Here is a 24,122-nt window from a genome sequence, read left to right on the forward strand (position 1 = left end):
TTCGGGTCCTTTCTTAACGGCGAGCCATCATTTCGTCGACGATCTCACCCAGACGCTGCAGTTTGGGTACGGAGATATCGCGGAGCATCAGCCCGGTGTCCGGCAAGCCAATCACAGAGGACCAGACGGCACGACCGGCTAAAAAGCCCGATGCACCCGCCTGCATGGCGACGCTCACGGCGCGCGGGAATAACTTATCGTCCACGCCGGAAGAGAGGATCACCCACGGCATGGCGATGTTCTCATTCAGCTTCTGCGAGGCGGCCAGCAGTTCCTGCTGCGTGCCCTTGCCGAACAGCGGCATCTCCACTTTGTAGAGGTCGGCGCCGCTGTCGCCCAGCTCTTTGGCCGCGTCGATAATCGCCTGCTCGCGGTCAAACGCGGCACCGCGACGCGGCGGACGTACAACCGGCTCGATAATGCTCAGCAGACCGTTATCGTGGCACAGCGTATTGAACGCCTTCACCATCTCCAGACGCTGCTGCGGATCTTCATCGCTGCGCCACAGCACCAGCAGCTTCAGCGCCTTGCCGCCATCGCGTTTGACCGCCTGCGCGTCGACGTTCTTGTCGATCACCACGCTGTCGACCGGTATACCGTTCCCCGGAATAAACTCGTCGGCCGCCACAATCATCGCGCAGCTTTTGGCTACGGCCTGCTGCTCCACGATCTGGCGATAGCAGAACTGCTGGTCGACGAGAATGGCAGAGGCGTACGGCGACAGAATTTTTGCCGCGTTGACCTTAAAATCCGTCAGGTGCTGGTCGGTTACCGGCACCGGCGCGCCTGCGGCGGCAAACATCAGGCGCATCGCTTCGCGCTGATCCACGGCCAGCATCGCAAAACCGCCGGAAGGTCGGGTGATATCTTTCAGGGTGTACATCGTCATTCCTCAGTCCTTTCGTATCAGTGTGTTTTTTTCAGCCCGGCAGATGCGCGAACCTGTTCAAGAATGGCTGTCCAGTCTTCGCGCCCGCGCCCGGCGGCGCGTGCCTGGTTGTAAACTTCGCGGGAAGCCGCGCCCAGCGGCATCGGAACGTGGAGCTGGTTGGCCACGTCCAGGGCGATCCCCAGATCTTTATGCGCAAGGTCGATCATGAAGGCGGGTGAAAGATCCCCTTTCAGCACCTTGTTCGGCCATGAGGTGGTGAAGTGACCTTTACCCGCAGGCGTACCGCTCATGACCTTGAGCGCCACGTCAAAGGAGAGGCCTAATGCTTCACATAGCACGGCCGCCTCCGCCGAGAGGGCGTTCAGGGCGATACTCATGTAGTTATTGATAAGCTTCACGCGGATGCCCATGCCCGGCCCGCCGGCGTTAATCAGCTCATTGCCCATCGCCATTAATACCGGGGTGGCGCGCTCAATTTGCTCTGCCGTGCCGCCAGCCAGAAGGAGCAACGTACCGGCGACGGCGTGGTCAGACGTGCGTCCGACGGGCGCGTCCATCAGGCTGAAGCCGCGTCCAGCCATGTCGCGGATCAGCGCGTCGGTTTGCAGCGGGTGAATGGTGGACATATCTATCACCAGAGCGTCGGGGGATAGCCCTTCGCACACGCCGTACTCACCGAACAGCACGCTGCGCACCAGGTCGCCGTTTGGCAGCATGGTGATGACGAATTCTGCATCCCTGACGGCCTGCGCGGGCGTTGCCGCCGCCCGTGCACCGCTCTCCACCAGCGCCTGCACCGCCTGCGGGTTCACATCAAAAACGTTAAGCTGGTGGCCTTGCTTCAACAGATTCGTCGCCATTGGCGCGCCCATCTGCCCTAAACCGATAAATGCGATTGCTGACATGCCTCTCTCCTGTCACATCGTGTCAATTTTTGCGCGTTTGTGTTGTCTGTTTTTGATCGTATTTGTAATTTATAGTCAAAAAATTGACACGGGTCACTTTTTAAACATTTGATGAAATTAAAATGAAAGCATCAGAAATCGCAGAAGGAATCACCATGACTCGCATCGTTTGTGTCGGCATTACCGTGCTGGATCGCATCTGGTATCTCGATGATTTACCGAAAGAAGGTGGGAAGTATGTCGCAAAAGACTATACGGAAGTGGGCGGCGGTCCGGCGGCAACTGCGGCGGTGGCGGCGGCAAAACTGGGCGCGGAAGTGGATTTTATTGGCAGGGTGGGGGACGACGACACCGGTACACGGCTACTGGCGGAGCTGGAATCCCTGGGGGTGAATACCCGCTACACGCGCGTCTTTAAAGGTGCCCGATCGTCACAGTCGGCGGTGCTGGTAGACGGCAGCGGAGAGCGCGTGATTGCCAACTACCCCAGCCCCGATCTCCCTGCCGCGGCAGACTGGCTGCGTGAAATCGACTTCTCGCAATGGGATATCGTTTTAGCTGACGTGCGCTGGCATGACGGGGCAAAGCAGGCGTTTACCCTTGCCCGCCAGCAGGGCGTACCGACCTTGCTTGATGCAGATATCACCCCGCAGGATATCGCAGAGCTAATTGCCTTAAGCGACCACGCGGCCTTCTCCGCGCCGGGGCTGCAGCGTTTAACCCAGCGGGATGATGTGGAAGACGCGCTGAAAAAAGCACGAATGCTCACAAATGGACATGTGTACGTCACGCAGGGGCGAGACGGCTGCTTCTGGCTGGAGAACGACGCATTGCGTCATCAGCCCGGCTTTGAGGTGGATGTGGTGGATACCACCGGGGCGGGCGACGTTTTCCACGGCGCGCTGGCGGTCAGTCTGGGGCAACAATCGTCCACTGGAGACGCCGTCCGCTTTGCCAGCGCAGTCGCAGCGCTGAAATGCACGAAGCCCGGTGGGCGTGCAGGTATACCTGACTGTGATCAAACCCGCTCTTTTTTGTCACTTTTTGTATAAAATGCGGGGCGTGATGGTTTTCAGAGGACAGCCCATGAGCCTTACCGAACTGACCGGCAACCCGCGTCACGATCAGCTGCTTACGCTGATTGCCGATCGCGGCTATATGAACATTGATGAGCTGGCGCAGCTGCTGGACGTGTCGACGCAAACCGTGCGTCGGGATATCCGCAAGCTCAGCGAGCAGGGGCTGATCACGCGTCACCACGGCGGCGCGGGCAGGGCATCCAGCGTGGTGAACACGGCGTTCGAGCAGCGCGAAGTCTCGCTTACCGAAGAGAAGCGGGCGATTGCCGAGGCGATTGCGGACTATATTCCCGACGGCTCGACTATTTTCATCACCATCGGCACGACCGTGGAGCACGTCGCCCGGGCGCTGCTCAACCATAATCATCTGCGCATCATCACCAACAGCCTTCGGGTGGCGCATATTCTGTATAAGAATCCGCGCTTTGAAGTGATGGTGCCGGGCGGCACGCTGCGTCCGCATAACGGCGGCATTATCGGCCCGGCGGCCACGGCGTTCGTATCGGGATTCCGTGCGGATTACCTGGTCACCAGCGTCGGGGCGATCGAACACGACGGTGCGATGATGGAATTTGACGTGAACGAAGCCAGCGTGGTGAAAAACATGATCGCCCACTCCCGCCACATTTTACTCGCTGTCGATCATACGAAATATCAAGCGTCCGCGGCGGTTGAAATTGGCAACGTGGCTCAGGCGACGGCGCTCTTCACCGACGAGCTGCCCGGCTCGGCGCTGCAAAATCATCTCAAATCCAGCAAAGTTGAAATAGTTGAAGTGATTTCAAACGACGAACAGCAGGCAGGTTAACGCTTCCCCTGGCCCGACATTCACGTTCGGGCCATTCCTTTCTTTAAGCTGAATCTCGTGCATAGCCAAACTTTATCTTTCCCGCTACAGTTACTTCTCCACGGCGAGCAGGAGATAAACATGCTTTATATCTTTGATTTAGGAAACGTCATCGTCGATATCGATTTTAATCGCGTGTTGGGTGCATGGAGCGATTTTAGCCGCGTGCCGCTGGCGACCTTAAAGCAGAATTTCGCGATGGGCGAGACTTTCCACCAGCATGAACGCGGCGAAATCAGCGATGAAGAGTTCGCTGAACGTTTCTGCCAGGAGATGGGGCTTTCGTTAAGCTATGAACAGTTTTCCCACGGCTGGCAGGCGGTATTTGTGGCGGTTCGCCCTGAGGTGATCGACATCATGCACAAACTGCGCGAGCAGGGCCATCGGGTCGTTGTGCTATCAAATACCAACCGTCTGCACACCACATTCTGGCCTGAAGAATACCCTGAAGTTAAGGCGGCGGCCGACAAGATCTACCTCTCGCAGGAGATGGGGATGCGTAAGCCTGAAGCGCGAATTTATCAGGCTGTTCTGCAGTCAGAAGGATTCACCGCGGCCGATGCGGTCTTTTTCGATGACAACGCCGATAATATAGAGGGAGCTAACCAGTTGGGTATTACGTCAATTCTGGTGACCGGAAAAGAGACGATACCTGACTACTTTGCGAAGCAGCTATGCTAAAAACCGTTCATCAAAAAGCCACGCACCATACTCGCCCCCTGAGGGCCTGGCTGAAACTGCTCTGGCACCGGATTGATGAGGACAATATGACCACGCTGGCGGGTAACCTCGCCTACGTGTCGTTGCTCTCATTGGTGCCGCTGGTGGCGGTTATCTTTGCCCTGTTTTCCGCCTTTCCGATGTTTGCGGACGTCAGCCTGCAGCTTCGCCATTTTGTCTTCGCGAATTTCATTCCTGCAACCGGGGATGTCATCCAGAACTATATTGAGCAGTTTGTCGCCAACTCCAGCAAGATGACAGCAGTGGGTGCCTGCGGCCTCATCGTCACGGCGCTGCTTTTGATGTATTCCATCGACAGTGCCCTCAACACCATCTGGCGAAGCAAAAAAATCCGTCCTAAGGTTTACTCCTTTGCCGTGTACTGGATGATTTTGACCCTCGGTCCACTGCTGGCGGGGGCGAGCCTGGCGATCAGTTCCTATCTTCTTTCTCTGCGCTGGGCGAGTGACTTAAACAGCGTGATTGATAACGTTCTGCGCATCTTCCCGCTCATTTTATCGTGGCTCTCGTTCTGGCTGCTTTACAGTGTGGTACCGACTACGCGTGTGCCCAACCGTGATGCCATCGTTGGGGCGCTGGTGGCGGCCGTGCTCTTCGAGCTCGGTAAGAAAGGGTTTGCCCTCTACATCACCATGTTTCCGTCCTATCAGCTGATTTACGGCGTGCTGGCGGTGATCCCCATTTTGTTTGTATGGGTCTACTGGACCTGGTGTATCGTCTTGCTTGGGGCTGAAATAACTGTCACTCTCGGTGTATACCGCGAACTTAAAAAAGCAGCAGCAGCTGAAAAACAACAAGAAGCAGACCAACCATGATTGCATTGATACAGCGCGTAACCCGTGCCAGCGTCACCGTGGAGGGAGAGGTGACGGGTGAAATTGGCCCAGGACTTTTGGTGTTGTTGGGTGTCGAAAAGGATGATGACGAACAAAAAGCCAACCGCTTGTGTGAGCGCGTGCTGGGCTACCGTATTTTCAGCGATGCGGAAGGCAAGATGAACCTGAACGTCCAGCAGGCGGGCGGCAGCGTGCTGGTGGTTTCCCAGTTTACGCTGGCAGCGGATACCGAGCGCGGCATGCGTCCGAGCTTCTCCAAAGGTGCCGCGCCGGATCGTGCAGAAGCACTTTACGAGTACTTTATTGAGCGTTGTCGCCAGCAGGAAATGAATACGCAAACCGGACGATTCGCTGCAGATATGCAGGTATCGCTGGTGAACGATGGCCCCGTTACATTCTGGCTCCAGGTATGAGCCAACTGGCGGCGTGGCCGCGGGTAACCAGAGAGAGTACAGCTATGTATCACCTTCGAGTACCGCAAACGGAAGAAGAGTTAGAGGTCTACTACCATTTCCGCTGGGAAATGCTACGCAAGCCATTACATCAACCAAAAGGGTCTGAACGCGACGCCTGGGACGCAATGGCGCACCATCAAATGGTGGTGGATGAAGAGGGTAACCTCGTCGCCGTTGGGCGACTGTATATCAATGCCGACAATGAAGCCTCTATTCGCTTTATGGCGGTTCACCCCTCAGTGCAGGATAAAGGGCTCGGCACCCTGATGGCGATGACGCTGGAGTCCGTCGCCCGTCAGGAAGGCGTTAAGCGCGTCACCTGTAGCGCCCGTGAAGACGCCGTCGAGTTCTTTGCCAAGCTCGGTTTTGTTAACCAGGGCGAAATTACCGCCCCGCAGACCACGCCGATTCGTCATTTTTTGATGATCAAACCCATCGCCACGCTGGATGATATTCTGCATCGAGCCGACTGGTGCGGTCAGCTGCAGCAGGCGTGGTATGAGCACATTCCGCTCAGTGAAAAAATGGGCGTGCGCATTCAGCAGTACACCGGGCAGAAATTCATTACCACCATGCCGGAAACCGGCAACCAAAATCCACATCACACCCTGTTTGCAGGCAGCCTGTTCTCACTGGCTACGCTCACTGGCTGGGGGCTGATCTGGCTCATGCTGCGCGAGCGTCACCTGGGCGGCACCATTATTCTTGCTGATGCACATATTCGCTACAGCGCCCCCATCAGCGGCAAGCCGAGCGCGGTGGCCGATCTCGGTGCACTGGGTGGCGATCTTGACCGTCTGGCACGCGGCCGCAAAGCCCGCGTGCAAATGCAGGTCGAACTGTTTGGCGACAAAACACCGGGCGCGGTGTTTGAAGGTACCTACATTGTTCTGCCAGCGAAGCCCTTCGGCGCGTATGAAGAGGGTGGGAACGAGGAGGAATAATCTCCTGTTCACGCTCCCCGGGCGTGCTGAATCCGCCCGGCGACATCCCGCACAACGTCTCGCGCTGACTGGCTAACCCCGCCAAGCTGAAAGAAGCCATGGATGACGCCCAGCCAGCGCTGAGCGGTACACTTCACACCCTGCTCCGTCAGATGCTGGAACAACATTTCGCCCTCATCGCAGAGCGGATCGTACTCTGCGGTAATAATGTGCACAGGCGGAAGACCGTAAAAATCATCGCGCCACAGCGGGCTCGCTTCGGGGTGCTGGCGGTCGGTGTCGGCGAGGTACATTTCATACCCGCTGAGCAGGGTATCGCGGGTGATAATGTAATCCGTGCCATTGAGGGCATAGCTTTCAAAACTGGCGGTGGCGTCGAGCATGGGGTAGATAAGAATAAGCTGTGCAGGTTTCCATCGCCCTTTCGCGTTGAGCCGCAATGACGTTACCAGCGCAAGATGTCCCCCCGCGCTGTCTCCGCAAAGGGTGATCCGGTTTTTATCCACGCCCAGTTTTTCCGCATATTGCCAGACCAGATCTGCACCTCTTTCCGCATCGTCATGTGCGGCGGGGAAAGTATGCTCCGGCGCCAGCCTGTACTGAATCGCAATCATCCGGCAATTGCCGTAGCAGGCTAACTGTCGAAGTTGATTGTCATGGGTATCAAAGCCGCCGCTGATAAAGCATCCGCCGTGGTAGTAGATGGCTGCAGGCAATAGTTCAGGCGCATTGAGAGGTGAATATAACCGAATGGTTAGACCCTCAAGAACAAACGTCTCCACCTGTACGCGCGTTTCGGTCTCCCCGGCAAGCCCCGTGCTGGCAATATAGCCTGCTCGTCGCACCTCAATGCTCTGGCGTCGTGACGAGGGCCGACCTGCAGCGATAAACCCCTGAACCAGCTGTGCAATACCCTGTTCCAGCGCCATGAAAATTCCCTTTTACTGTATGGATGAACAGTTTTATAGCCTGGTTTGATTCAAAAGAAAACAAGAATATTGTTGAGGACAACAATCTGGAAAGCGCCTCGCAAATGGAAGGCAAACTATTGGCTGGGACTTTAACCCTACAGAGAGAAAGTGTATGTTGCCTTGAAAATAGACAATGGTGATATACTAAGGTGATATATGAGTCTTTCCGCGGATTTTGATATGGGCAGAATTCTGATCGATTTGTCTGATGACGTAATTCAACGACTGGATAATCTGAAGCAGCTGCGTAACCGGCCTCGTGCCGAATTGCTTCGGGAAGCCATTGAGCAATATCTCGACCAGCAGAGTTCATCGGTTATCCGCGATGCGCTTGGCTTGTGGGGAAACCAGCAGGAAGATGGGCTTGAGTATGAACGCAAGCTGCGTGAGGAGTGGTAATCATGGAACACATGGCGGTGTTCGATACCAATATACTCATTGATCTTTTTAATAATCGCGTTGAGGCTGCGGATGCAATTGATCGCACGGCTTCGCATCGAGCCATTAGCCTGATCACATGGATGGAAGTCATGGTGGGGGCCCGCAAACATGGTCACGAAGCGAAAACTGCGACAGTGATGGGCGTATTTGAGATTATTGATATCACCCGAGATATCGCTGAAAGAAGTGTAATTCTGCGCGAGAAGCATGGAATGAAACTGCCTGATGCTATCATTCTGGCTACAGCTCAGAGCAGAAATTGTCCGTTGATTTCTCGAAACACGAAAGACTTTTCGGGCATTACTGGAGTCGTTTCACCTTACCAGCTGTAGGCCGGGCAAGCTTACGCCGCCCGGCACTGTCAGAGGAAATTACTCCCCTTCACCCGGGAACAGGAACGAGTTGATCGAGCTGCGGGCAAAGCCCTCCTGCTCCATCTTCGCGTCCAGAATCAGCGAGGCGAGATCATCTGCCACGGCTTCGACTTTCGGGTCTTTTTCCTGATACAGAATCTTCAGGTAAGTGCCGCAGTCGCCGCAGCTTTCGGCTTTCACCGCCGCTTCTTCATTTTCCAGCGACCAGTAGTTCAGATCGCGGGTCTGCTCGCAGTTGCTGCACTTGATGCGCACCACGTGCCACTCGGTTTCACACAGGTTGCAGTGCAGGTAGCGCAGCCCCTGCGTGGTGCCGATTTGCACCATGCTCGATACCGGCATGGAGCCGCAGACCGGGCAGAACTGGCGCGCCTCGCCGTATTCGGCGCGGGCTTTACCGGGGATCAGGCTTGCCATTTGCGCCCAGTAGAGCGACAGCGCAGCCCAGATAAACGGCGCTTTATCGCTGCTCACCAGAGAGAAGTCAGAGGCAAACAGCGCGCTCGCCATCTCTTCCAGCTCCAGGTCAGAGGCTTTTTCCAGATTCTCAATGACCGCCAGCGCGGTGCCGCTCATCTCGGGCTTCAGCTCGGCAATCAGTGAATGCAGCAGCTTTTGCCAGTGCTTGTCGCGCGGCAGGACGTGAATGTCCAGCGGCGGCTTGCCCTGCGCGTTGGCTTCTTTGATGCGCGCGGTCAGATCCATTTGCAGCGGATGGTCGTACAGCACCACTTCCTGCGCGTGGGCAACCAGCGCGGCAAAGCGCAGAAAATCACCCAGCGGGTTGTTCTCTGCCAGCTCGCGCAGACGCTCTGCGCGGCGGTTGTAGAGGTTCTTGAGTCTGGGGAATAACAACGGCGGAATATAATCCGCCGTGCGTTTCTCGCTCGACCCCAGCTCATCTTGCGGGATTATGCGAATACTCATTCAGATGACTTTTCCTGTTTCTGGCGGACTTCACGGTACCAGCGCGGGTGATGTTTCTTCGCCCACGTGCTGGTCACCCATCCTTCCACCATCGCGGTAATGGTGCCTTTCACCCAAAGGGCGGCGTAGATATGCACCATGATAACCACAATTAACGCCACTGCGGCAAATGAATGCAGCATCAGCGCGAATCGGATCACCGGGATTGAGAAAGCAGGCGCAAAGTACGGACGCCAGATGATCACACCGCTCACCAGCAACAGGACCAGGAAGATAATCGCCGCCCAGAATACGCATTTCTGGCCGAAGTTATAACGCCCGGTATCACCCACTTCCTCGTTGACGACGATCTTACGAATATTCTTCGCCCAAAAGATATCATCCCGATTGATTAGGTTATGGTGCCAGTAGCGGAAAAACATGATGATGAACGACGCGAACATGATGACGCCCACAAACGGGTGCAGGATGCGCGCCAGCTGTGGTGTCCCCATGATCTGCATCAGCCAGTTGAAGGACGGGAAGAAGAACCCCAGCCCGCTTATCGCCGCCAGCATGAAGCAGAAGGCGGTGACCCAGTGGTTGATGCGTTCCGGCGCGGTGTAGCGCACGATGGTGTCACGTTTTCTCATTTGCGCACCTCGTCTTTCTCTTCATGCAGGTTGTCGTCTTCCTCTTCCGCGCGGTTCGGACCGACGCCGACGTAGTGGAAGATGCTCGCTGCGAAGGTGGCAGCAAAACCGACCGCTGCCAGCGGTTTCCAGATACCTTTCCAGAACTTCACGGTGGCGCTGATTTCCGGGTTCTCCGGCAGGCCGTGATACAGATTCGGCTTGTCGGCGTGGTGCAGCACGTACATCACGTGCGTACCGCCAACTCCGGCCGGATCGTACAGGCCCGCGTTGTCGTAACCACGGGTTTTCAGCTCGCCTACGCGCTCTGCCGCCAGCGTTTTCATATCCTCTTTGGAGCCAAAGTGGATAGCGCCGGTTGGGCAGGTTTTCACGCACGCTGGCTCCTGGCCGACGGTGACGCGGTCTACGCACAGCGTGCATTTGTAGACGCGGTTGTCTTCCGGGTTCAGGCGCGGTACGTCGAACGGGCAGCCCGCGATGCAGTAGCCGCAGCCGATGCACTGTTCGGACTGGAAGTCGACGATACCGTTGGCATACTGAATGATAGCCCCTTCTGACGGACATGCCTTCAGGCAGCCCGGATCCGCACAGTGCATACAGCCGTCTTTGCGGATAAGCCATTCCAGCTTGTCGTTCTGCTCAACTTCCGAGAAACGCATCACCGTCCAGGACTTGGCGGTCAGGTCCGCCGGGTTGTCGTACACCCCGACGTTGTGACCCACTTCGTCACGCAGGTCGTTCCACTCAGAGCAGGCCACCTGGCAGGCTTTACAGCCTATACAGGTGGTCACGTCGATAAGCTTCGCCACTTCCTGCTGGTGGTCCCGCGCCTGAGGCGCAGGCGTGAAACCGTTAGTCGCGGAACGACGGATAATGTCTTGAGATTGATAAGCCATAAGTCGTCTCCGTTACACCTTTTCCACGTTCACGAGGAAGGCCTTAAACTCCGGCGTCTGCGTGTTCGCATCGCCGACGAACGGCGTCAGGGTGTTCGCAATGAACCCTTTCTTCGCCACGCCCTCATAGCCCCAGTGAATCGGAATACCGATGGTATCCACCTGCTGACCGTGAACGTTCAGCGTGCGAATACGCTTGGTCACCACCGCCTTGGCCTTGATATAGCCACGGTTAGAGGAGACCTTCACGGTATCGCCATGGGCAATGCCGAGCTTGCCCGCCAGCTTCTCGCCGATCTCCACAAACTGTTCCGGCTGCGCGATGGCGTTAAGCAGCGCGTGCTTGGTCCAGTAGTGGAAGTGCTCGGTCAGACGGTAGGTGGTGCCCACGTACGGGAACTTGTCCTTTTTACCCAGCGCTTCAAAATCGCCCTTGAAGATACGGGCTGCCGGGTTAGAGACCACGTTCGGGTGCAGCGGGTTGGTACCCAGCGGCGTCTCAAACGGCTCGTAGTGTTCCGGGAACGGACCTTCCGCCATCTTATCGATAGCAAACAGACGTCCCATCCCTTCTGGCTGCATGATAAACGGCCCAACGTCGCTGCCCGGTGCGGCAGTGCTGTAGTCCGGAATATCCACGCCGCCCCATTTCGCGCCGTCCCACTTCAGAAGCTGACGCTTCGGATCCCACGGGTTGCCCTGCGGGTCAGCGGATGCGCGGTTATAGAGGATGCGGCGGTTGAGCGGCCATGCCCATGCCCAGCCTAGCGTATTGCCCAGGCCCGACGGGTCGGCGTTATCGCGGTTGGCCATCTGGTTGCCTTTCGGCGTCCAGCTACCGGCAAAGATCCAGCAGCCGCTGGAGGTCGTGCCGTCATCGCGCAGGTGCGCGAAGGTGCTGAGCTGATCGCCTTTCTTCGCCAGCACGGTACCGGTGGCCGGGTCGATAACGTCCGCCAGCGCCTTACCGTTGCTCTCCATCGCCACTTCTTCCGGCGCAGGGTTTTCCGGCGTCGAGTAGTTCCAGGTCATGTTCAGCACCGGCTCAGGGTTCGCGCCGCCTTCTTCCGCATACATCTTACGCAGGCGTAAGAAGATACCGGCCAGGATCTCGCCGTCGTTCATGGCGATGCCCGGGGCGTCCGCGCCTTTCCAGTGCCACTGCAGCCAGCGTCCGGAGTTAACGATAGAACCGTTCTCTTCCGCGAAGCAGGTCGACGGCAGACGGAACACTTCGGTCTGAATCTTTGACGGATCGACGTCGTTCGATTCACCGTGGTTCTGCCAGAAGGTTGAGGTCTCGGTATTGAGCGGGTCAATCGTCACCAGGAACTTCAGCTTCGACAGAGACTCAACAACCTTGTTCTTGTTCGGGAACGAGGCAACCGGGTTAAAGCCCTGGCACAGATAGCCGTTCACTTTGCCCTGGTGCATCATCTCGAAATACTGCAGAACGTCGTAACCTTTGTCCCACTTCGGCAGCCAGTCAAAGCCCCAGCTGTTTTCAGCCGTCGCTTTGTCGCCGAAGAAGGCTTTCATCATCGAGACGAAGAACTTCGGATAGTTGCCCCAGTAGTTGACCTGGCCTTCGAGCAGCGGTTTAGGCGTGCTGGCCGTCAGGTAGGTCTGCAGGTCGGTCTGTTTCTCGCTCGGCAGGGTCATGTAACCCGGCAGGCTTTGAGACAGCAGGCCTAGGTCGGTCAGACCCTGAATGTTAGAGTGACCGCGCAGGGCGTTCACGCCGCCGCCTGCCATCCCCATGTTGCCGAGCAGGAGCTGAACCATCGCCATGGTACGGATGTTCTGCGCACCGATGGAGTGCTGCGTCCAGCCGAGGGCGTACAGGAACGACGCGGTTTTATCTTTCGCGCTGGTTTCGGCGATAAGCTCGCATACCTTCAGGAAGTCTGCCTTCGGCGTACCGCAGATGTTTTCAACCACCTCCGGCGTGTAGCGGGAAACGTGCTCTTTCAGCAGGTTCCACACGCAGCGCGGGTGTTGCAGAGTGGTATCGCGCTTCGCAAAGCCTTTCTCATCCAGCTCGTAGTTCCAGCTGGTTTTATCGTATTTGCGTTTTTCGGCGTCGTAACCGCTGAACAGGCCATCTTCGAAGTGGTAATCCTCACGCACGATCAGGCTGGCGTTGGTATAAGCTTCGGTGTATTCGCGGTTATATTTTTCGTTGGTCATCAGGTACAGCAATACGCCTGACAGGAAAGTGATGTCAGTACCTGAACGAATAGGGGTGTAGAAATCCGCCACTGACGCAGTACGCGTAAAGCGGGGATCGATCACAATCAGTTTCGCACCGTTGTGGATTTTAGCTTCCATCGCCCAGCGGAACCCGACAGGGTGCGCTTCAGCGGCGTTACCGCCCATCACCACAATGAGGTTGGCGTTCTTGATGTCGACCCAGTGGTTGGTCATCGCACCGCGACCAAATGTTGGAGCAAGACTTGCTACCGTTGGTCCGTGTCAGACACGCGCCTGGTTGTCGACCGCGAGCATACCGAGTGCACGCGTAAATTTCTGGGTTAAATAACCGGTTTCGTTGCTGGAAGCAGAGGCACACAGCATCCCGGTGGAGAGCCAGCGGTTGACCGTGACGCCATCGGCGTTCTTCTCAACAAAGTTGGCATCGCGGTCTTCTTTAATGTGTTTTGCGATGCGGTCGAACGCTTCTTCCCAGCTAATTTGCTGCCATTTGTCGGAGCCAGGCGCGCGATATTCAGGGAATTTGAGGCGGCTTTCGGAGTGGATAAAGTCCACCAGACCGGCCCCTTTCGGGCACAATGCGCCGCGGTTGACCGGATGATCCGGGTCGCCTTCGATATGAAAAATAGACGCTTTGGCGTTTTTAGCACCGTCGCCGAGGCTATACATCAACAGCCCGCAACCGACAGAGCAGTACGTACAGGTATTACGGGTTTCACGGGTGCGCAGCAGTTTATACTGCCGCGTTTCCGCCAGCGCTACGCCGGGCGCAAAGCCCAGTGCCGCTGCCGTGGTGCCTGCCATACCGCCAGCGCAGATCTTAAAGAACTGCCTTCTGCTGACCTGCATGGGTCACTCCTTGTTTCGACATTGCTTACATATGTAGTTTTGACTTCGCGGCTGAAGAATGGCCGCAAAGGAAAAAAAATTTGCGTTAATCCCTCAATACCACGAGGGGTATCATCAGAATACCACAATGTCGGTACGCCTGTTCCAATGGCGTTAATACAAAGTGAACGTATTATCACCATGTTGATTATAAAGTGTGATATCGATCACATTAACAGCTCTGCATGTTAAAGCGGTGTAGCGGGTGTCAGGTTGCACCCCTCCCAATTGAGTAGGAGAATGGTTGTCGAAAAGTTGATCCATACTATGCGTAAAGTCTGCACTTTATGATGCAATAGCAGGCTCACCTCGTGGTTGTTCAGGAATACCGCTGTGTCTAAACAAAACCGTGCTCCCCACTCGTCACCACTGCCTGCGGGCATTGTGGAACTGTCGGTACACAGACCGCCCCACCTAACCCATGCCACGCCCGATTTTCTGGCGGAAGAGGTACCCGTTGCGCTCGTTTACAACGGTATCTCGCACGTGGTGATGATGGCTTCACCGAAAGATCTCGAGCTGTTCGCCATCGGTTTTTCCCTGTCGGAAGGCATCATTGACCATCCGCATGAGATCTACGGCATGGACGTGGTGCAGGCCTGCAACGGCCTTGAAGTGCAAATCGAACTCTCCAGCCGCCGCTTTATGGGGCTGAAAGAGCGCCGCCGCGCGCTGGCCGGGCGTACCGGCTGCGGCGTCTGTGGCGTTGAGCAGCTCAATGATGTTGGTAAACCCGTTGCGCCACTGCCGTTTACTCAGACCTTTAATCTGGCTCACCTCGACCATGCGCTCGAGCACCTGAACGATGTACAGCCCATCGGTCAGCTGAGCGGCTGCACGCACGCGGCGGCATGGGTGTTGCCGTCGGGCGATATTGCCGGTGGACACGAGGACGTTGGCCGCCACGTGGCGCTGGATAAGCTGCTTGGTCGCCGGGCGCGTGAAAGTGACGTGTGGAAGCAGGGGGCTGCACTCGTTTCCAGCCGCGCCAGCTATGAGATGGTGCAAAAATCCGCGATGTGCGGTGTGGAAATTCTGTTCGCGGTGTCGGCGGCGACCACGCTGGCAGTGGAGGTGGCGGAGCGCTGCAACCTGACGCTGGTGGGCTTCTGCAAGCCGGGAAGGGCGACCGTTTATACCCATCCTCAGCGATTAATCGTTGATCAATAATTTTGAATGATAATAGCAAATCCTTCCGCTTTTAGTTGTTCATGATGAGGTCTAGTATTTATCTCATCAAGGCACGGTGCCTTACCTAAACAACTTAATGAAAGGGTTTATATTATGAAAAGCATCAAAACTTTTGTCGCTGTAATCGCTCTGGCTACTTCTTTCGGTTCTTTCGCTGCACAGACCGTGACCGCAACCGCCTCTACCATTGATGGTGCAGAAGCTAAAATCGCGGCTCAGGCTCAGGAAGCCGGCGCGTCATCTTACAAAATTACCCAGGCGTTCTCAGGTAACCGCGTACACATGACTGCTGAACTGACTAAATAAGCTGTCACACCGTCGAAAGAGCGCCCCCGGGGCGCTTTTTTAGTTTATGCCCGCCACGCGCAGCAGCGCGGTTACCACCGCCGCCGCCACGATCACTACAATTAACGGCATCTTCCGCCAGGCTAAAAACACCGCAAACGCCACGCCCAGCACGCGTGCCATGCCCGCGAAGTGGTCACCTTCATAAAACGTGGTCGCCAGCGCCACGGAGAACAGCAATACCGTTGCCGCATCTGACAGCAGCGCCTGTGAACGTTCTGACAATGCCAGCCTGCTGCCAAGTTTCGCCCCGCCAAGACGCATCAGGTACGTACCTGCAGATAAAATGGCAATGCCGAGAATAAAGAACGTCATGTTTTCCATTATTTTTTCCTCGCAGCAAGACCCAGTAAGGAAAGCAGCACCGGTAATCCCACCGGGGCAAACGGCACGGCGGCCAGTGACAGCGCGGCACCGCTGCAGGCGCGGATCAGCGTGGTGCGGTTTTTAAATGCGGGCACTACCAGCGCCAGCAGTATCGCAGGGAATACCGCATCCAGCCCGATGGTCTCCGGGTCCGGTAGCAGCTTGCCGACCATGGCGCCCAGCAGGGCCCCCAGCGGCCAGACAATCGCCACGCCTAAACCACATAGCCAGTACGCCGCTTTACGCTGTTCGGGCGTTTTTTGCGACAGGCCAAACACCACGCTTTCGTCGTTCATGATGTGGCAGCCCAACAGGCTCAGACCACGTTTGCCGACCAGCTCACGCACCGTCACGCCAAACGGCACGTGCCGCGCGTTGACCAGCAACCCCGCCGCCGCGGCCGCCAGCGGGTTACCGCCGCTTGCTACAATGCCGATAAACATAAATTCTGACGCGCCCGCGAGTACGGTGATGGAGAGTACAAACGGTACCCAGACCGGGAAACCGTAGGCCATCGCCAGGGAGCCGTAGGACATCCCGACCACGCCGACCGCGAGGCAGACCAGGATGATTGCTTTTATGGTGTCGCCTTTCAGGCAAGAGAGATGATGCTTCATACAATTTTAGCCATATCGAACGTGTATCCATTATAATGAACGCAACGAAACTGATTTTCAAGCCGAACGATTCGTTCGTTTTATAGAACATGAGGCCGTTATATGACGCAGCCAATCAGCCTGATCGCAAAAAGTCTGGTGCGGGAACGCCTGCGAACCGGGCTTTCACTGGCGGAAATTGCCCGCCGTGCCGGGATCGCTAAATCCACCCTTTCCCAGCTGGAGTCCGGCAACGGTAACCCTAGCCTGGAAACGCTGTGGTCGCTGTGCGTGGCGCTGGATATTCCTTTCGCCCGCTTGCTTGAGCCGCAGCTGCCGACCACGCAGGTGATCCGCCGTGGTGAAGGGACGAAAGTGGTTGCCGGACAGGCTAATTATGAAGCCATTTTGCTGGCGGCATGCCCTCCGGGCGCGCGCCGCGATGTCTATCTTCTGATGACCCAGCCGGGCGCAGACCGTATTTCCCAGCCGCATCCGCCGGGCTCGGTTGAGCATATTATTGTGACGCAGGGGCGGGCGCTGGTCGGCCTGCTCGACGCGGCAGAAGAGCTCGGCGCAGGAGATTACATTTGTTATCCCGCCGACCAGCCGCATATCTTCAAGGCCCTGGAGCCAGACACTTACGCGCTGCTGGTGGCGGAACAAAACTAACGAAGATAAGGAAAATCATGTCGCTTAAAGCCATTGCCAAAGAACTGGGGCTCTCTGTTACCACCGTCAGCCGCGCCCTCAACGGATATGACGACGTTTCTGACGAGACGCGCGCTCGCGTTGAAGCGGAAGCCCAGCGACGCGGCTATCGGCCTAACACCTTCGCCCGCCGCCTGAAGATGGGCAAAATTGACGCCGTCGGGCTGGTGTTTCCCGTACATCCTGTTCCGCTCAATAACAGCGTATTTATGGACATGGTCGGCGAAATTAGCCACGAACTGGCGCGACATGAGATCGACTTATTGCTCATCGCCGACGACGATCTGGCGGATAAGCACAGCTATATGCGCATGGTGCAAAGCCGCCGCGTGGACGCGCTGATTGTGGCCCACACGCTGGATCGCGATCCGCGACTTGAGCAGCTGCAGGCGGCCGGATTCCCCTTCCTGGCGCTTGGGCGCAGCCAGCTGCCGCAGCCGTACGCATGGTTCGACTTCGACAACTATGCCGGTACGTACAATGCTACCCGCTGGCTGATCGGGAAAGGCCATCAGCGCATTGCCCTACTGGGCGAAAGCAACAATCAGGCATTCATCACCCAGCGTCGTCAGGGCTATCTGGACGCGTTGCGGGAAGCCGGGCTTTCCAGCGAATGGCTGCGCGCGATGCCGCCTTCGCGCCGCGTGGGGTATGCCACCACGAAAGAACTGCTTGCCCTGCCGCAGCCGCCCACGGCCATCATCACCGACTGTAACACCCACGGCGACGGCGCGGCGATGGCGCTGGCGCAGCTGGGGCGTTTATCCGGCGACAACGCCGTCTCGCTGGTGGTCTATGACGGCCTGCCGCAGGATAGCATCGTCGATATTGAGGTGGCGTCGGTGATCCAGTCCACCCGCCAGGGCGTCGGGAAACAGATTGCCGATATGGTGCGTCAGCTGATTAACGGCGACGATATTGAACAACTTCAGGTGCTCTGGCAGCCCGAATTCTCTCCCGGCCAGACGGCCTGAATCTCTCCATTTTCTAAAGTCGATCACAAAACCGAAACGTTTTGGTTTGTATCCGAAACGTTTCGGATCAACACTCAGATCATCCCGATGACAGGAGATGTCTGATGCAAGATTCCGTTTTACGACTTGAAAGCAATACGGTAGACGTGGTGATAAAAACGTACCCGTTCGCCGAAATTCTCTACTGGGGGCCGCACCTTCAGCACTTTTCGCCGCAGGATGTTGCTACGCTCGCGCGTCCCGTTGCCAACGGCAGGCTTGACGTCGACTCCCCGGTCACGCTGATGGCCGAGCTGGGGCATGGTCTGTTTGGTTCGCCTGGCATTGAGGGGCATCGCCAGGGGCTGGACGGTTCCCCGGTGTTCAAAACCTCGCAGGTGCAGCAGGGCGTTAACACCCTGACGATTACCGCCGAAGATGAGCATGCGGGCTTGCGCCTGACCAGCGAGCTGGCGCTGGATGCCAGCGGCGTGCTTGTGGTTCGTCACGGTTTAACGAACCTGAAAGCGATCCCCTGGCAGGTGGACCGTTTTGCCGTCACGCTGCCGGTGGCCGAGCGCGCGCAGGAGGTAATGGCCTTCCACGGTCGCTGGATCAGGGAGTTTCAGCCGCACCGCGTAAAGCTTGAACATGACAGCTTCGTGATTGAAAACCGTCGGGGTAAAACCTCCCACGAGCACTTCCCGGCGCTGATTGCCGGTACGCCGTCGTTCAGCGAAATGCAGGGCGACGTCTGGGGCGTGCATCTGGGCTGGAGCGGTAATCACCGCCTGCGCGCGGAAGCGAAAACCGACGGTCGTCGCTATCTCCAGGCCGAAGCGCTCTACCTGCCGGGTGAAATGGCGGTTGAGGAGGGCGATACGCTCTGGACGCCGCGCCTGTATGCCAGCTACTCCACGCAGGGCCTGAACGGCATGAGCCAGCCGTTCCATCGCTACCTGCGCAACAACGTCATCCGCTTCCCGGAAAACAAACCGCGCCCGGTGCACCTCAATACCTGGGAAGGGATCTACTTCAACCACGATCCGGAGTACATCAAGCGCATGGCCGACGAGGCCGCCGCGCTGGGCGTGGAGCGCTTCATCATTGATGACGGTTGGTTCAAAGGCCGTAATGACGACCATGCCGCGCTGGGCGACTGGTATCTCGACGAGAAAAAATACCCGAACGGCCTGACGCCGGTGATCGACCACGTCAAACGGCTGGGCATGGAGTTTGGCATCTGGATTGAGCCGGAGATGATCAACCCGGATTCAGATTTGTACCGCGCGCATCCTGACTGGGTACTGGCGCTGCCGGGCTATCCCCAGGCGACCGGACGACACCAGCTGGTTCTCAATCTCAACATCCCGGAGGCCTTTGATTACCTGGTGGAGCGCATGAGCTGGCTGCTGGGCGAACATGCGGTCGACTACGTGAAGTGGGACATGAACCGCGAGCTGGTGCAGCCTGGACACAACGGTAAAGCCGCCGCCGACGCCCAGACCCGCCAGTTTTACCGCCTGCTGGACGTGCTGGGTGAGCGCTTCCCGCATATTGAGTTTGAATCCTGCTCCTCCGGCGGCGGTCGCATTGATTATGAGGTACTGACCCGCAGCCACCGCTTCTGGGCGTCCGACAACAACGACGCGCTGGAGCGCAGTACCATTCAGCGCGGCATGAGCTACTTCTTCCCGCCGGAGGTGATGGGCGCGCATATCGGTCATCATAAATGCCACGCCACCTTCCGCCAGCACGGCATCGCCTTCCGCGGGCTAACGGCCCTGTTTGGCCATATGGGGCTGGAGCTGGATCCGCTCACCGTGGACGAACAGGAGCGCGAAGGCTATCGCCATTACGCCGCGCTACACAAGCAGTGGCGCGACGTCATTCATCACGGCACCCAGTGGCGAATTGATATGCCGGACGCCACCACGCTGGCGCAGGGGATTGTAAGCGAAGATAAGGCGCAGGGGCTGTTTATGGTCAGCCAGCTCGCGATGCCGGACTACAGCCTGATGATGCCGCTGCGCATGGCGGGGCTGGAGGCCAGCGCGCGGTACCGCGTCACGCTGCTCGATCACCCGAATATTCAGATTACGGGCGAGGGAGGGCACACCATGCGCAAGCTACCGGCGTGGATGGAAACGCCGCAAACGGTGAGCGGCGAGTGGCTGATGCAGGCGGGCATTGCGCTGCCGATTCTGGATCCGGAAACCGCCATTCTGATTGGCGTTGAACGCGTGTAAGGGTGACGGGCCGGGCAGCCGGCCCTCCGTTGAGGATAAAAATAATGAACACAACAACCTGTACCCACAAAGACAACCCTAACTTCTGGATCTTTGGGCTGTTCTTCTTTCTCTACTTCTTCATCATGGCCACCTGCTTTCCGTTCCTGCCGATTTGGCTGTCGGACATCATCGGCCTGAATAAAACCCATACCGGGATTGTCTTCTCCTGCATCTCGCTGTCGGCTATCGCCTTCCAGCCGGTGCTTGGCGTGATCTCGGACAAGCTGGGGCTGAAAAAACACCTGCTGTGGATCATCTCCGTGCTGCTGTTCCTGTTTGCCCCTTTCTTCCTCTATGTCTTTGCGCCGTTGCTGAAAGCCAACATCTGGCTGGGCGCGCTGAGCGGTGGCCTGTATATCGGCTTTGTCTTTTCGGCGGGCTCGGGGGCAATTGAGGCCTACATTGAACGCGTGAGCCGTAACAGTTTCTTTGAATACGGTAAGGCGCGCATGTTTGGCTGCCTCGGCTGGGGGCTATGCGCCTCCACGGGCGGGATCCTGTTCGGCATCGATCCGTCATATGTTTTCTGGATGGGGTCTGCGGCGGCGCTGCTGTTGATGCTGTTGCTGGTGGTCGCGAAGCCAAAACCCAACCAGACGGCGCAGGTGATGAATGCGCTGGGTGCCAACCAGCCGCAGATCACTGCGAAAACGGTCTTTAGCCTGTTCCGTCAGCGCAGGATGTGGATGTTTATTCTGTACGTGATTGGCGTAGCCTGCGTCTACGACGTATTTGACCAGCAGTTTGCCACTTTCTTCAAAACGTTCTTCGCCACGCCGCAGGAAGGGACCCGCGCCTTTGGTTTCGCTACCACGGCGGGGGAAATCTGCAACGCGATCATCATGTTTTGTTCGCCGTGGATCATTAACCGCATCGGCGCGAAAAACACGCTGCTGATCGCCGGGGTGATTATGGCGACGCGCATCATTGGCTCGTCATTTGCCACCACCGCTGTAGAAGTGATTGCCCTGAAGATGCTGCACGCGCTGGAGGTGCCGTTCCTGCTGGTGGGGGCATTCAAGTACATCACCGGGGTGTTTGATACCCGACTGTCAGCGACTATCTATCTGATCGGCTTCCAGTTCGCCAAGCAGTCGGCGGCCATTTTTCTCTCCGCTTTTGCCGGGAATATGTATGACCGGATCGGCTTCCAGGAGACGTATCTGATGCTGGGCTGTTTCGTGCTGGCGATTACGATAGTGTCGGCGTTTACGCTGAGCAGCAGGCAGGAGATAGCCGCTGCCGCGGGTGCGGCAGCGTTAACCGGTCAGTCCAGGTAAAACACCTCTTCCAGCCCGGTACTCACCGGGCTGTTGTCCGGGTTCGACGGCATTACATCACGCATGTGTTTCCACCAGCGCTGGCAGACGTCAGTACTCGCGACCGCGTTCCAGCGCTCCTCAGAATCAATCTCCACGGTGGCAAAGAGCAGGCTGCGTTCTCTGTCGAGATAGATGGCGTAGCGGTGCGCACCGTGGTCTTTCAGTACCGTTTCCAGCTCGGGCCAGATGGGGTTGTGGCGACGCGCGTACTCCTTATGTGCGTCCGGGTTAACCTGCATAACAAAGGCTTTGCGGATCATAATGCCTCCAGATACAGCTCGCGAACCTCGTTGCGGCTGGCGGTGCGCGGATTGCATGGCGCGCACGGGTCGGCGAGAGCTTTATCCAGCCAGCCTTCAATATCGGCTTTGGTCACGCCGAGCTGGCTGAAGCCGGAAGGGATGCCGACGCGTGCGCTCAGGTCGCGAATCGCCTGAATGGCGGACATGCTGGCGGCTTCAACGCTCATGCCGCGAGTATCGATGCCCATCGCCTGCGCCACGCGGGCGAAGCGGGCAACTGCGTTCGGGCGGTTAAAGTCTTCAACGATCGGCAGCAGGATGGCGTTGCACACGCCGTGCGGCAGGTTGTGCGTCGCGCCCGGCTGGTGCGCCAGGGCATGCACAAGGCCGAGACCCGCACTGTTAAACGCCATGCCCGCCAGATACTGACCAAACGCCATCTGCTCGCGCGCCTCAAGATTATGACCGTCTTCGACCGCTTCCGGCAGCCAGAGGTTGATCAGGCGGATTGCCTCCAGCGCGTTGGCATCGGTCAGCGGGTGCGCGCTAACGGACACGTAGGCTTCTATGGCGTGGGTTAACGCGTCCATACCCGTTGCGGCGGTCACGGAGGGTGGAATATCCAGCATGACGCTGGCATCGTCCACGGCGATGTCAGGGATGATGTTCGGGTCAATAATCACCTCTTTCACCTGGCGCGCGGAGTTGATGATTACCGCATTGCTGGTCATCTCCGCCGCCGTGCCTGCGGTGGTGTTGATCGCCACCAGCGGCACGCCCGCGTTTTTCACCTTGCCGACGCCGGAATAATCGGTGGACGGTCCGGGATTGGCGGTGAGGATTTTAATCGCCTTGGCGGTATCAATCGGGCTGCCGCCGCCGAAGGCGATCACGTAATCACACTCCGCGTCCCGGTATGCCGCAAATCCTTTTTGCACCAGCGCTTCCGTCGGGTTCGGGAACACCTCGTCGAACAGGTGATACGACATCTGATGGGCGTCCAGCGCGGCAAAAAGGCTGTCGAGCAGGCCCAGCTTTACCAGCTGGCCGTCGGTGACAATCAGTGCTTTTCCCCACTGCTTGTTCGCCACCAGGTTAACCATATCGCCGATTGCGCCCGTGCCGTGAAGGCTGATTTTTGGAAGCGCCAACATAAAGCTCATGATAATTCTCCTTAACTATCGCCCGTACCGTCCGGTCAGCGAGGGTTTATGCATAGATTTCCAGCGCTGACCGTAGCGGAGTCACGCCAAAGCGCTTGCCGAGGGCGATGAGTTCTTCCCGGGTAATGGTCTGCTTCATGCCGCCCATGGAATAAACCTTCACCAGCACTTCAGCCGATTTCTCGGCGGTGTCGATCAGGCCAAAGGTTTCATCCAGCGTTGGGCCGCTGCCGAACACGCCGTGGAACGGCCACAGCACCAGCGAATGTTTTTGCATATCTCTGGCGGTTGCCTGGCCGATTTCGTCGGTACCCGGCACCATCCACGGCAGAATGCCCACGCCATCCGGGAACACCACCAGACACTCGGTGCTGCCTTCCCACAGCTTGCGGGTGATGAAATCGGCGCTGTTTTCCAGCACATAGGTCAGGGCGATCAGGTTGGTGGCGTGGCAGTGCATGATCACGCGGTCTTTGCCGTTAGTCGCCCTGATGCGCTCGCAGTGGGAGAGGAAGTGCGCCGGCAGTTCAGACGTGGGTACCGCCTCATCGGTCAAACCCCACAGAATGTGGTAGCCCGCGCCGTCGCTGTCCACTTTCACCACGCCGAGGTTGGCCTGTGGATCAAGCTGAACGTTGCGGAAGAACTTTCCGGAGCCGGTGACGACAAACGGCGTGTTGGCCAGCATCGGCATGGGCTGGCTCAGGGCAATATAGCGTGGCTTCTGGTGAAAATCGCCGGTGTAAGGCGCGATATCCGCGTCGTCCAGACGCAGCGTCAGGTTGCCGCCGTTGCGCTCGTCCCAGCCTTTCAGCCAGGCATCAGAGGTGGCTTTGATCATGCCCTGGACGAACCAGGAGTGGGTGATAGTCTGCATAGTCTTTATTTTCCAGTTAT

26 protein-coding genes are annotated in these 24,122 nt (G+C 57.5%); 14 read left to right on the forward strand and 12 right to left on the reverse strand.

The features are described 5' to 3' along the window. Positions 1-13 precede the first annotated feature (13 nt). Both yihT and yihU read right to left on the reverse strand, forming a co-directional pair. On the reverse strand, positions 14-889 hold the full coding sequence (gene yihT / locus ACOTZB_RS20710) for a sulfofructosephosphate aldolase (RefSeq protein WP_421628425.1): 876 nt from the start codon (positions 887-889) through the stop codon (positions 14-16). Positions 890-906: 17 nt separating this feature from the next. Further along, the gene (gene yihU, locus ACOTZB_RS20715) at positions 907-1,797 is read right to left on the reverse strand and encodes a sulfolactaldehyde 3-reductase (protein WP_421628426.1); all 891 of its coding nucleotides are present in this window, start codon (positions 1,795-1,797) and stop codon (positions 907-909) included. Between the two features lie 155 nt (positions 1,798-1,952). On the opposite strand from yihU, the gene ACOTZB_RS20720 reads away from it, so the two are divergent. From ACOTZB_RS20720 to fabY, 6 genes are all read left to right on the forward strand, one after another. After that, complete coding sequence (locus ACOTZB_RS20720; RefSeq protein WP_421628427.1) at positions 1,953-2,849, forward strand: sugar kinase; 897 nt, start codon at positions 1,953-1,955, stop codon at positions 2,847-2,849. A 34-nt stretch (positions 2,850-2,883) separates the two neighbouring features. Next, positions 2,884-3,684 (forward strand): DeoR/GlpR family DNA-binding transcription regulator, encoded by an 801-nt coding sequence (locus ACOTZB_RS20725; protein ID WP_421628428.1) that lies wholly within the window; start codon positions 2,884-2,886, stop codon positions 3,682-3,684. A gap of 120 nt (positions 3,685-3,804) precedes the next feature. Beyond that, on the forward strand, positions 3,805-4,404 hold the full coding sequence (gene yihX / locus ACOTZB_RS20730) for a glucose-1-phosphatase (protein ID WP_126330965.1): 600 nt from the start codon (positions 3,805-3,807) through the stop codon (positions 4,402-4,404). Beyond that, entirely contained in the window at positions 4,398-5,279 is an 882-nt protein-coding gene (locus ACOTZB_RS20735) for a virulence factor BrkB family protein (protein WP_421628429.1), read from the forward strand. The genes yihX and ACOTZB_RS20735 overlap by 7 nt, the downstream gene beginning before the upstream one ends. After that, positions 5,276-5,713 (forward strand): D-aminoacyl-tRNA deacylase, encoded by a 438-nt coding sequence (gene dtd, locus ACOTZB_RS20740; protein ID WP_421628430.1) that lies wholly within the window; start codon positions 5,276-5,278, stop codon positions 5,711-5,713. Before ACOTZB_RS20735 ends, dtd begins: the two co-directional genes overlap by 4 nt. A gap of 44 nt (positions 5,714-5,757) precedes the next feature. Further along, positions 5,758-6,699: a fatty acid biosynthesis protein FabY gene (gene fabY, locus ACOTZB_RS20745; protein WP_421628431.1), complete on the forward strand. Its 942-nt coding sequence runs from the start codon at positions 5,758-5,760 to the stop codon at positions 6,697-6,699. Between the two features lie 8 nt (positions 6,700-6,707). On the opposite strand, the gene ACOTZB_RS20750 is transcribed toward fabY, so the two are convergent. Further along, on the reverse strand, positions 6,708-7,628 hold the full coding sequence (locus ACOTZB_RS20750) for an alpha/beta hydrolase (RefSeq protein ID WP_421628432.1): 921 nt from the start codon (positions 7,626-7,628) through the stop codon (positions 6,708-6,710). 198 nt (positions 7,629-7,826) lie between these two features. Here ACOTZB_RS20750 and ACOTZB_RS20755 point away from each other — a divergent pair, with 198 nt between their 5' ends. After that, the gene (locus ACOTZB_RS20755; RefSeq protein ID WP_421628433.1) at positions 7,827-8,069 is read left to right on the forward strand and encodes a CopG family ribbon-helix-helix protein; all 243 of its coding nucleotides are present in this window, start codon (positions 7,827-7,829) and stop codon (positions 8,067-8,069) included. 2 nt (positions 8,070-8,071) lie between these two features. Continuing rightward, complete coding sequence (locus ACOTZB_RS20760) at positions 8,072-8,443, forward strand: type II toxin-antitoxin system VapC family toxin (RefSeq protein WP_080298642.1); 372 nt, start codon at positions 8,072-8,074, stop codon at positions 8,441-8,443. A 39-nt stretch (positions 8,444-8,482) separates the two neighbouring features. On the opposite strand, the gene fdhE is transcribed toward ACOTZB_RS20760, so the two are convergent. From fdhE to fdnG, 4 genes are read right to left on the reverse strand one after another with little or no spacing between them, the layout of a single operon-like run. Then, positions 8,483-9,412 carry a formate dehydrogenase accessory protein FdhE gene (fdhE, locus tag ACOTZB_RS20765; protein ID WP_421628434.1) on the reverse strand — a complete coding sequence of 310 codons (930 nt, stop codon included), beginning with the start codon at positions 9,410-9,412 and terminating at the stop codon, positions 8,483-8,485. After that, on the reverse strand, positions 9,409-10,044 hold the full coding sequence (gene fdoI, locus ACOTZB_RS20770) for a formate dehydrogenase cytochrome b556 subunit (protein WP_008501832.1): 636 nt from the start codon (positions 10,042-10,044) through the stop codon (positions 9,409-9,411). Before fdoI ends, fdhE begins: the two co-directional genes overlap by 4 nt. Then, positions 10,041-10,943, reverse strand: a complete 903-nt coding sequence (fdxH, locus tag ACOTZB_RS20775) for a formate dehydrogenase subunit beta (protein ID WP_008501831.1) — start codon at positions 10,941-10,943, stop codon at positions 10,041-10,043. Before fdxH ends, fdoI begins: the two co-directional genes overlap by 4 nt. Positions 10,944-10,955: 12 nt before the next feature. Further along, positions 10,956-14,006 (reverse strand): formate dehydrogenase-N subunit alpha, encoded by a 3,051-nt coding sequence (gene fdnG / locus ACOTZB_RS20780; protein ID WP_126330977.1) that lies wholly within the window; start codon positions 14,004-14,006, stop codon positions 10,956-10,958. A 372-nt stretch (positions 14,007-14,378) separates the two neighbouring features. On the opposite strand from fdnG, the gene fdhD reads away from it, so the two are divergent. Together fdhD and ACOTZB_RS20790 are read left to right on the forward strand one after the other, a co-directional pair. Continuing rightward, entirely contained in the window at positions 14,379-15,215 is an 837-nt protein-coding gene (gene fdhD, locus ACOTZB_RS20785; protein ID WP_421628435.1) for a formate dehydrogenase accessory sulfurtransferase FdhD, read from the forward strand. A gap of 114 nt (positions 15,216-15,329) precedes the next feature. Further along, on the forward strand, positions 15,330-15,542 hold the full coding sequence (locus tag ACOTZB_RS20790) for a DUF1471 domain-containing protein (protein ID WP_023309747.1): 213 nt from the start codon (positions 15,330-15,332) through the stop codon (positions 15,540-15,542). Positions 15,543-15,581: 39 nt separating this feature from the next. Here the strand turns inward: ACOTZB_RS20790 and ACOTZB_RS20795 are convergent, their stop codons facing one another. Next, entirely contained in the window at positions 15,582-15,905 is a 324-nt protein-coding gene (locus ACOTZB_RS20795) for an AzlD domain-containing protein (protein ID WP_111963949.1), read from the reverse strand. Then, a complete protein-coding gene (locus ACOTZB_RS20800; RefSeq protein WP_023309745.1) occupies positions 15,905-16,564 on the reverse strand; it encodes an AzlC family ABC transporter permease in 660 nt (219 codons plus the stop codon). Before ACOTZB_RS20800 ends, ACOTZB_RS20795 begins: the two co-directional genes overlap by 1 nt. Positions 16,565-16,666: 102 nt before the next feature. On the opposite strand from ACOTZB_RS20800, the gene ACOTZB_RS20805 reads away from it, so the two are divergent. The 4 genes from ACOTZB_RS20805 to ACOTZB_RS20820 all read left to right on the forward strand — a co-directional run bounded on the left by ACOTZB_RS20805 (position 16,667) and on the right by ACOTZB_RS20820 (position 21,778). Continuing rightward, entirely contained in the window at positions 16,667-17,215 is a 549-nt protein-coding gene (locus tag ACOTZB_RS20805) for a helix-turn-helix domain-containing protein (RefSeq protein WP_023309744.1), read from the forward strand. A 17-nt stretch (positions 17,216-17,232) separates the two neighbouring features. Continuing rightward, positions 17,233-18,228: a LacI family DNA-binding transcriptional regulator gene (locus ACOTZB_RS20810; RefSeq protein ID WP_214577548.1), complete on the forward strand. Its 996-nt coding sequence runs from the start codon at positions 17,233-17,235 to the stop codon at positions 18,226-18,228. Between the two features lie 104 nt (positions 18,229-18,332). Further along, positions 18,333-20,456 carry an alpha-galactosidase gene (locus tag ACOTZB_RS20815; protein ID WP_421628436.1) on the forward strand — a complete coding sequence of 708 codons (2,124 nt, stop codon included), beginning with the start codon at positions 18,333-18,335 and terminating at the stop codon, positions 20,454-20,456. A gap of 44 nt (positions 20,457-20,500) precedes the next feature. Further along, on the forward strand, positions 20,501-21,778 hold the full coding sequence (locus ACOTZB_RS20820; protein WP_421628437.1) for an MFS transporter: 1,278 nt from the start codon (positions 20,501-20,503) through the stop codon (positions 21,776-21,778). On the opposite strand, the gene rhaM is transcribed toward ACOTZB_RS20820, so the two are convergent. Genes rhaM through rhaD form a run of 3 tightly spaced genes read right to left on the reverse strand, consistent with a single transcriptional unit; the run spans position 21,766 to position 24,102 of the window. Further along, positions 21,766-22,080, reverse strand: a complete 315-nt coding sequence (gene rhaM, locus ACOTZB_RS20825) for an L-rhamnose mutarotase (RefSeq protein ID WP_421628438.1) — start codon at positions 22,078-22,080, stop codon at positions 21,766-21,768. The genes ACOTZB_RS20820 and rhaM overlap by 13 nt on opposite strands. Next, positions 22,077-23,225 (reverse strand): lactaldehyde reductase, encoded by a 1,149-nt coding sequence (gene fucO / locus ACOTZB_RS20830; RefSeq protein ID WP_421628439.1) that lies wholly within the window; start codon positions 23,223-23,225, stop codon positions 22,077-22,079. Before fucO ends, rhaM begins: the two co-directional genes overlap by 4 nt. Before the next feature lie 46 nt (positions 23,226-23,271). Continuing rightward, positions 23,272-24,102 (reverse strand): rhamnulose-1-phosphate aldolase, encoded by an 831-nt coding sequence (gene rhaD / locus ACOTZB_RS20835; protein WP_421628440.1) that lies wholly within the window; start codon positions 24,100-24,102, stop codon positions 23,272-23,274. Positions 24,103-24,122: the final 20 nt, after the last annotated feature.

Origin of the sequence: Enterobacter cloacae complex sp. SHL020 (genome assembly GCF_049236945.1) — a bacterium.
GTDB classification, from domain to species: domain Bacteria; phylum Pseudomonadota; class Gammaproteobacteria; order Enterobacterales; family Enterobacteriaceae; genus Enterobacter; species Enterobacter dykesii.

Bases quoted from the DNA above. Each gene is read 5' to 3' on its own strand.
- ACOTZB_RS20795 (WP_111963949.1), bottom strand. From the start codon at position 15,905: ATGGAAAACATGACGTTCTTTATTCTCGGCATTGCCATTTTATCTGCA.
- yihU (WP_421628426.1), bottom strand. From the start codon at position 1,797: ATGTCAGCAATCGCATTTATCGGTTTAGGGCAGATGGGCGCGCCAATG.
- ACOTZB_RS20760 (WP_080298642.1), top strand. From the start codon at position 8,072: ATGGAACACATGGCGGTGTTCGATACCAATATACTCATTGATCTTTTT.
- yihX (WP_126330965.1), top strand. From the start codon at position 3,805: ATGCTTTATATCTTTGATTTAGGAAACGTCATCGTCGATATCGATTTT.
- ACOTZB_RS20725 (WP_421628428.1), top strand. From the start codon at position 2,884: ATGAGCCTTACCGAACTGACCGGCAACCCGCGTCACGATCAGCTGCTT.
- ACOTZB_RS20810 (WP_214577548.1), top strand. From the start codon at position 17,233: ATGTCGCTTAAAGCCATTGCCAAAGAACTGGGGCTCTCTGTTACCACC.
- dtd (WP_421628430.1), top strand. From the start codon at position 5,276: ATGATTGCATTGATACAGCGCGTAACCCGTGCCAGCGTCACCGTGGAG.
- rhaD (WP_421628440.1), bottom strand. From the start codon at position 24,102: ATGCAGACTATCACCCACTCCTGGTTCGTCCAGGGCATGATCAAAGCC.
- fdhE (WP_421628434.1), bottom strand. From the start codon at position 9,412: ATGAGTATTCGCATAATCCCGCAAGATGAGCTGGGGTCGAGCGAGAAA.
- ACOTZB_RS20735 (WP_421628429.1), top strand. From the start codon at position 4,398: ATGCTAAAAACCGTTCATCAAAAAGCCACGCACCATACTCGCCCCCTG.
- fucO (WP_421628439.1), bottom strand. From the start codon at position 23,225: ATGAGCTTTATGTTGGCGCTTCCAAAAATCAGCCTTCACGGCACGGGC.
- ACOTZB_RS20755 (WP_421628433.1), top strand. From the start codon at position 7,827: ATGAGTCTTTCCGCGGATTTTGATATGGGCAGAATTCTGATCGATTTG.
- ACOTZB_RS20815 (WP_421628436.1), top strand. From the start codon at position 18,333: ATGCAAGATTCCGTTTTACGACTTGAAAGCAATACGGTAGACGTGGTG.
- yihT (WP_421628425.1), bottom strand. From the start codon at position 889: ATGACGATGTACACCCTGAAAGATATCACCCGACCTTCCGGCGGTTTT.
- ACOTZB_RS20750 (WP_421628432.1), bottom strand. From the start codon at position 7,628: ATGGCGCTGGAACAGGGTATTGCACAGCTGGTTCAGGGGTTTATCGCT.
- rhaM (WP_421628438.1), bottom strand. From the start codon at position 22,080: ATGATCCGCAAAGCCTTTGTTATGCAGGTTAACCCGGACGCACATAAG.
- fdoI (WP_008501832.1), bottom strand. From the start codon at position 10,044: ATGAGAAAACGTGACACCATCGTGCGCTACACCGCGCCGGAACGCATC.
- ACOTZB_RS20800 (WP_023309745.1), bottom strand. From the start codon at position 16,564: ATGAAGCATCATCTCTCTTGCCTGAAAGGCGACACCATAAAAGCAATC.
- fabY (WP_421628431.1), top strand. From the start codon at position 5,758: ATGTATCACCTTCGAGTACCGCAAACGGAAGAAGAGTTAGAGGTCTAC.
- fdxH (WP_008501831.1), bottom strand. From the start codon at position 10,943: ATGGCTTATCAATCTCAAGACATTATCCGTCGTTCCGCGACTAACGGT.
- ACOTZB_RS20790 (WP_023309747.1), top strand. From the start codon at position 15,330: ATGAAAAGCATCAAAACTTTTGTCGCTGTAATCGCTCTGGCTACTTCT.
- ACOTZB_RS20805 (WP_023309744.1), top strand. From the start codon at position 16,667: ATGACGCAGCCAATCAGCCTGATCGCAAAAAGTCTGGTGCGGGAACGC.
- ACOTZB_RS20720 (WP_421628427.1), top strand. From the start codon at position 1,953: ATGACTCGCATCGTTTGTGTCGGCATTACCGTGCTGGATCGCATCTGG.
- ACOTZB_RS20820 (WP_421628437.1), top strand. From the start codon at position 20,501: ATGAACACAACAACCTGTACCCACAAAGACAACCCTAACTTCTGGATC.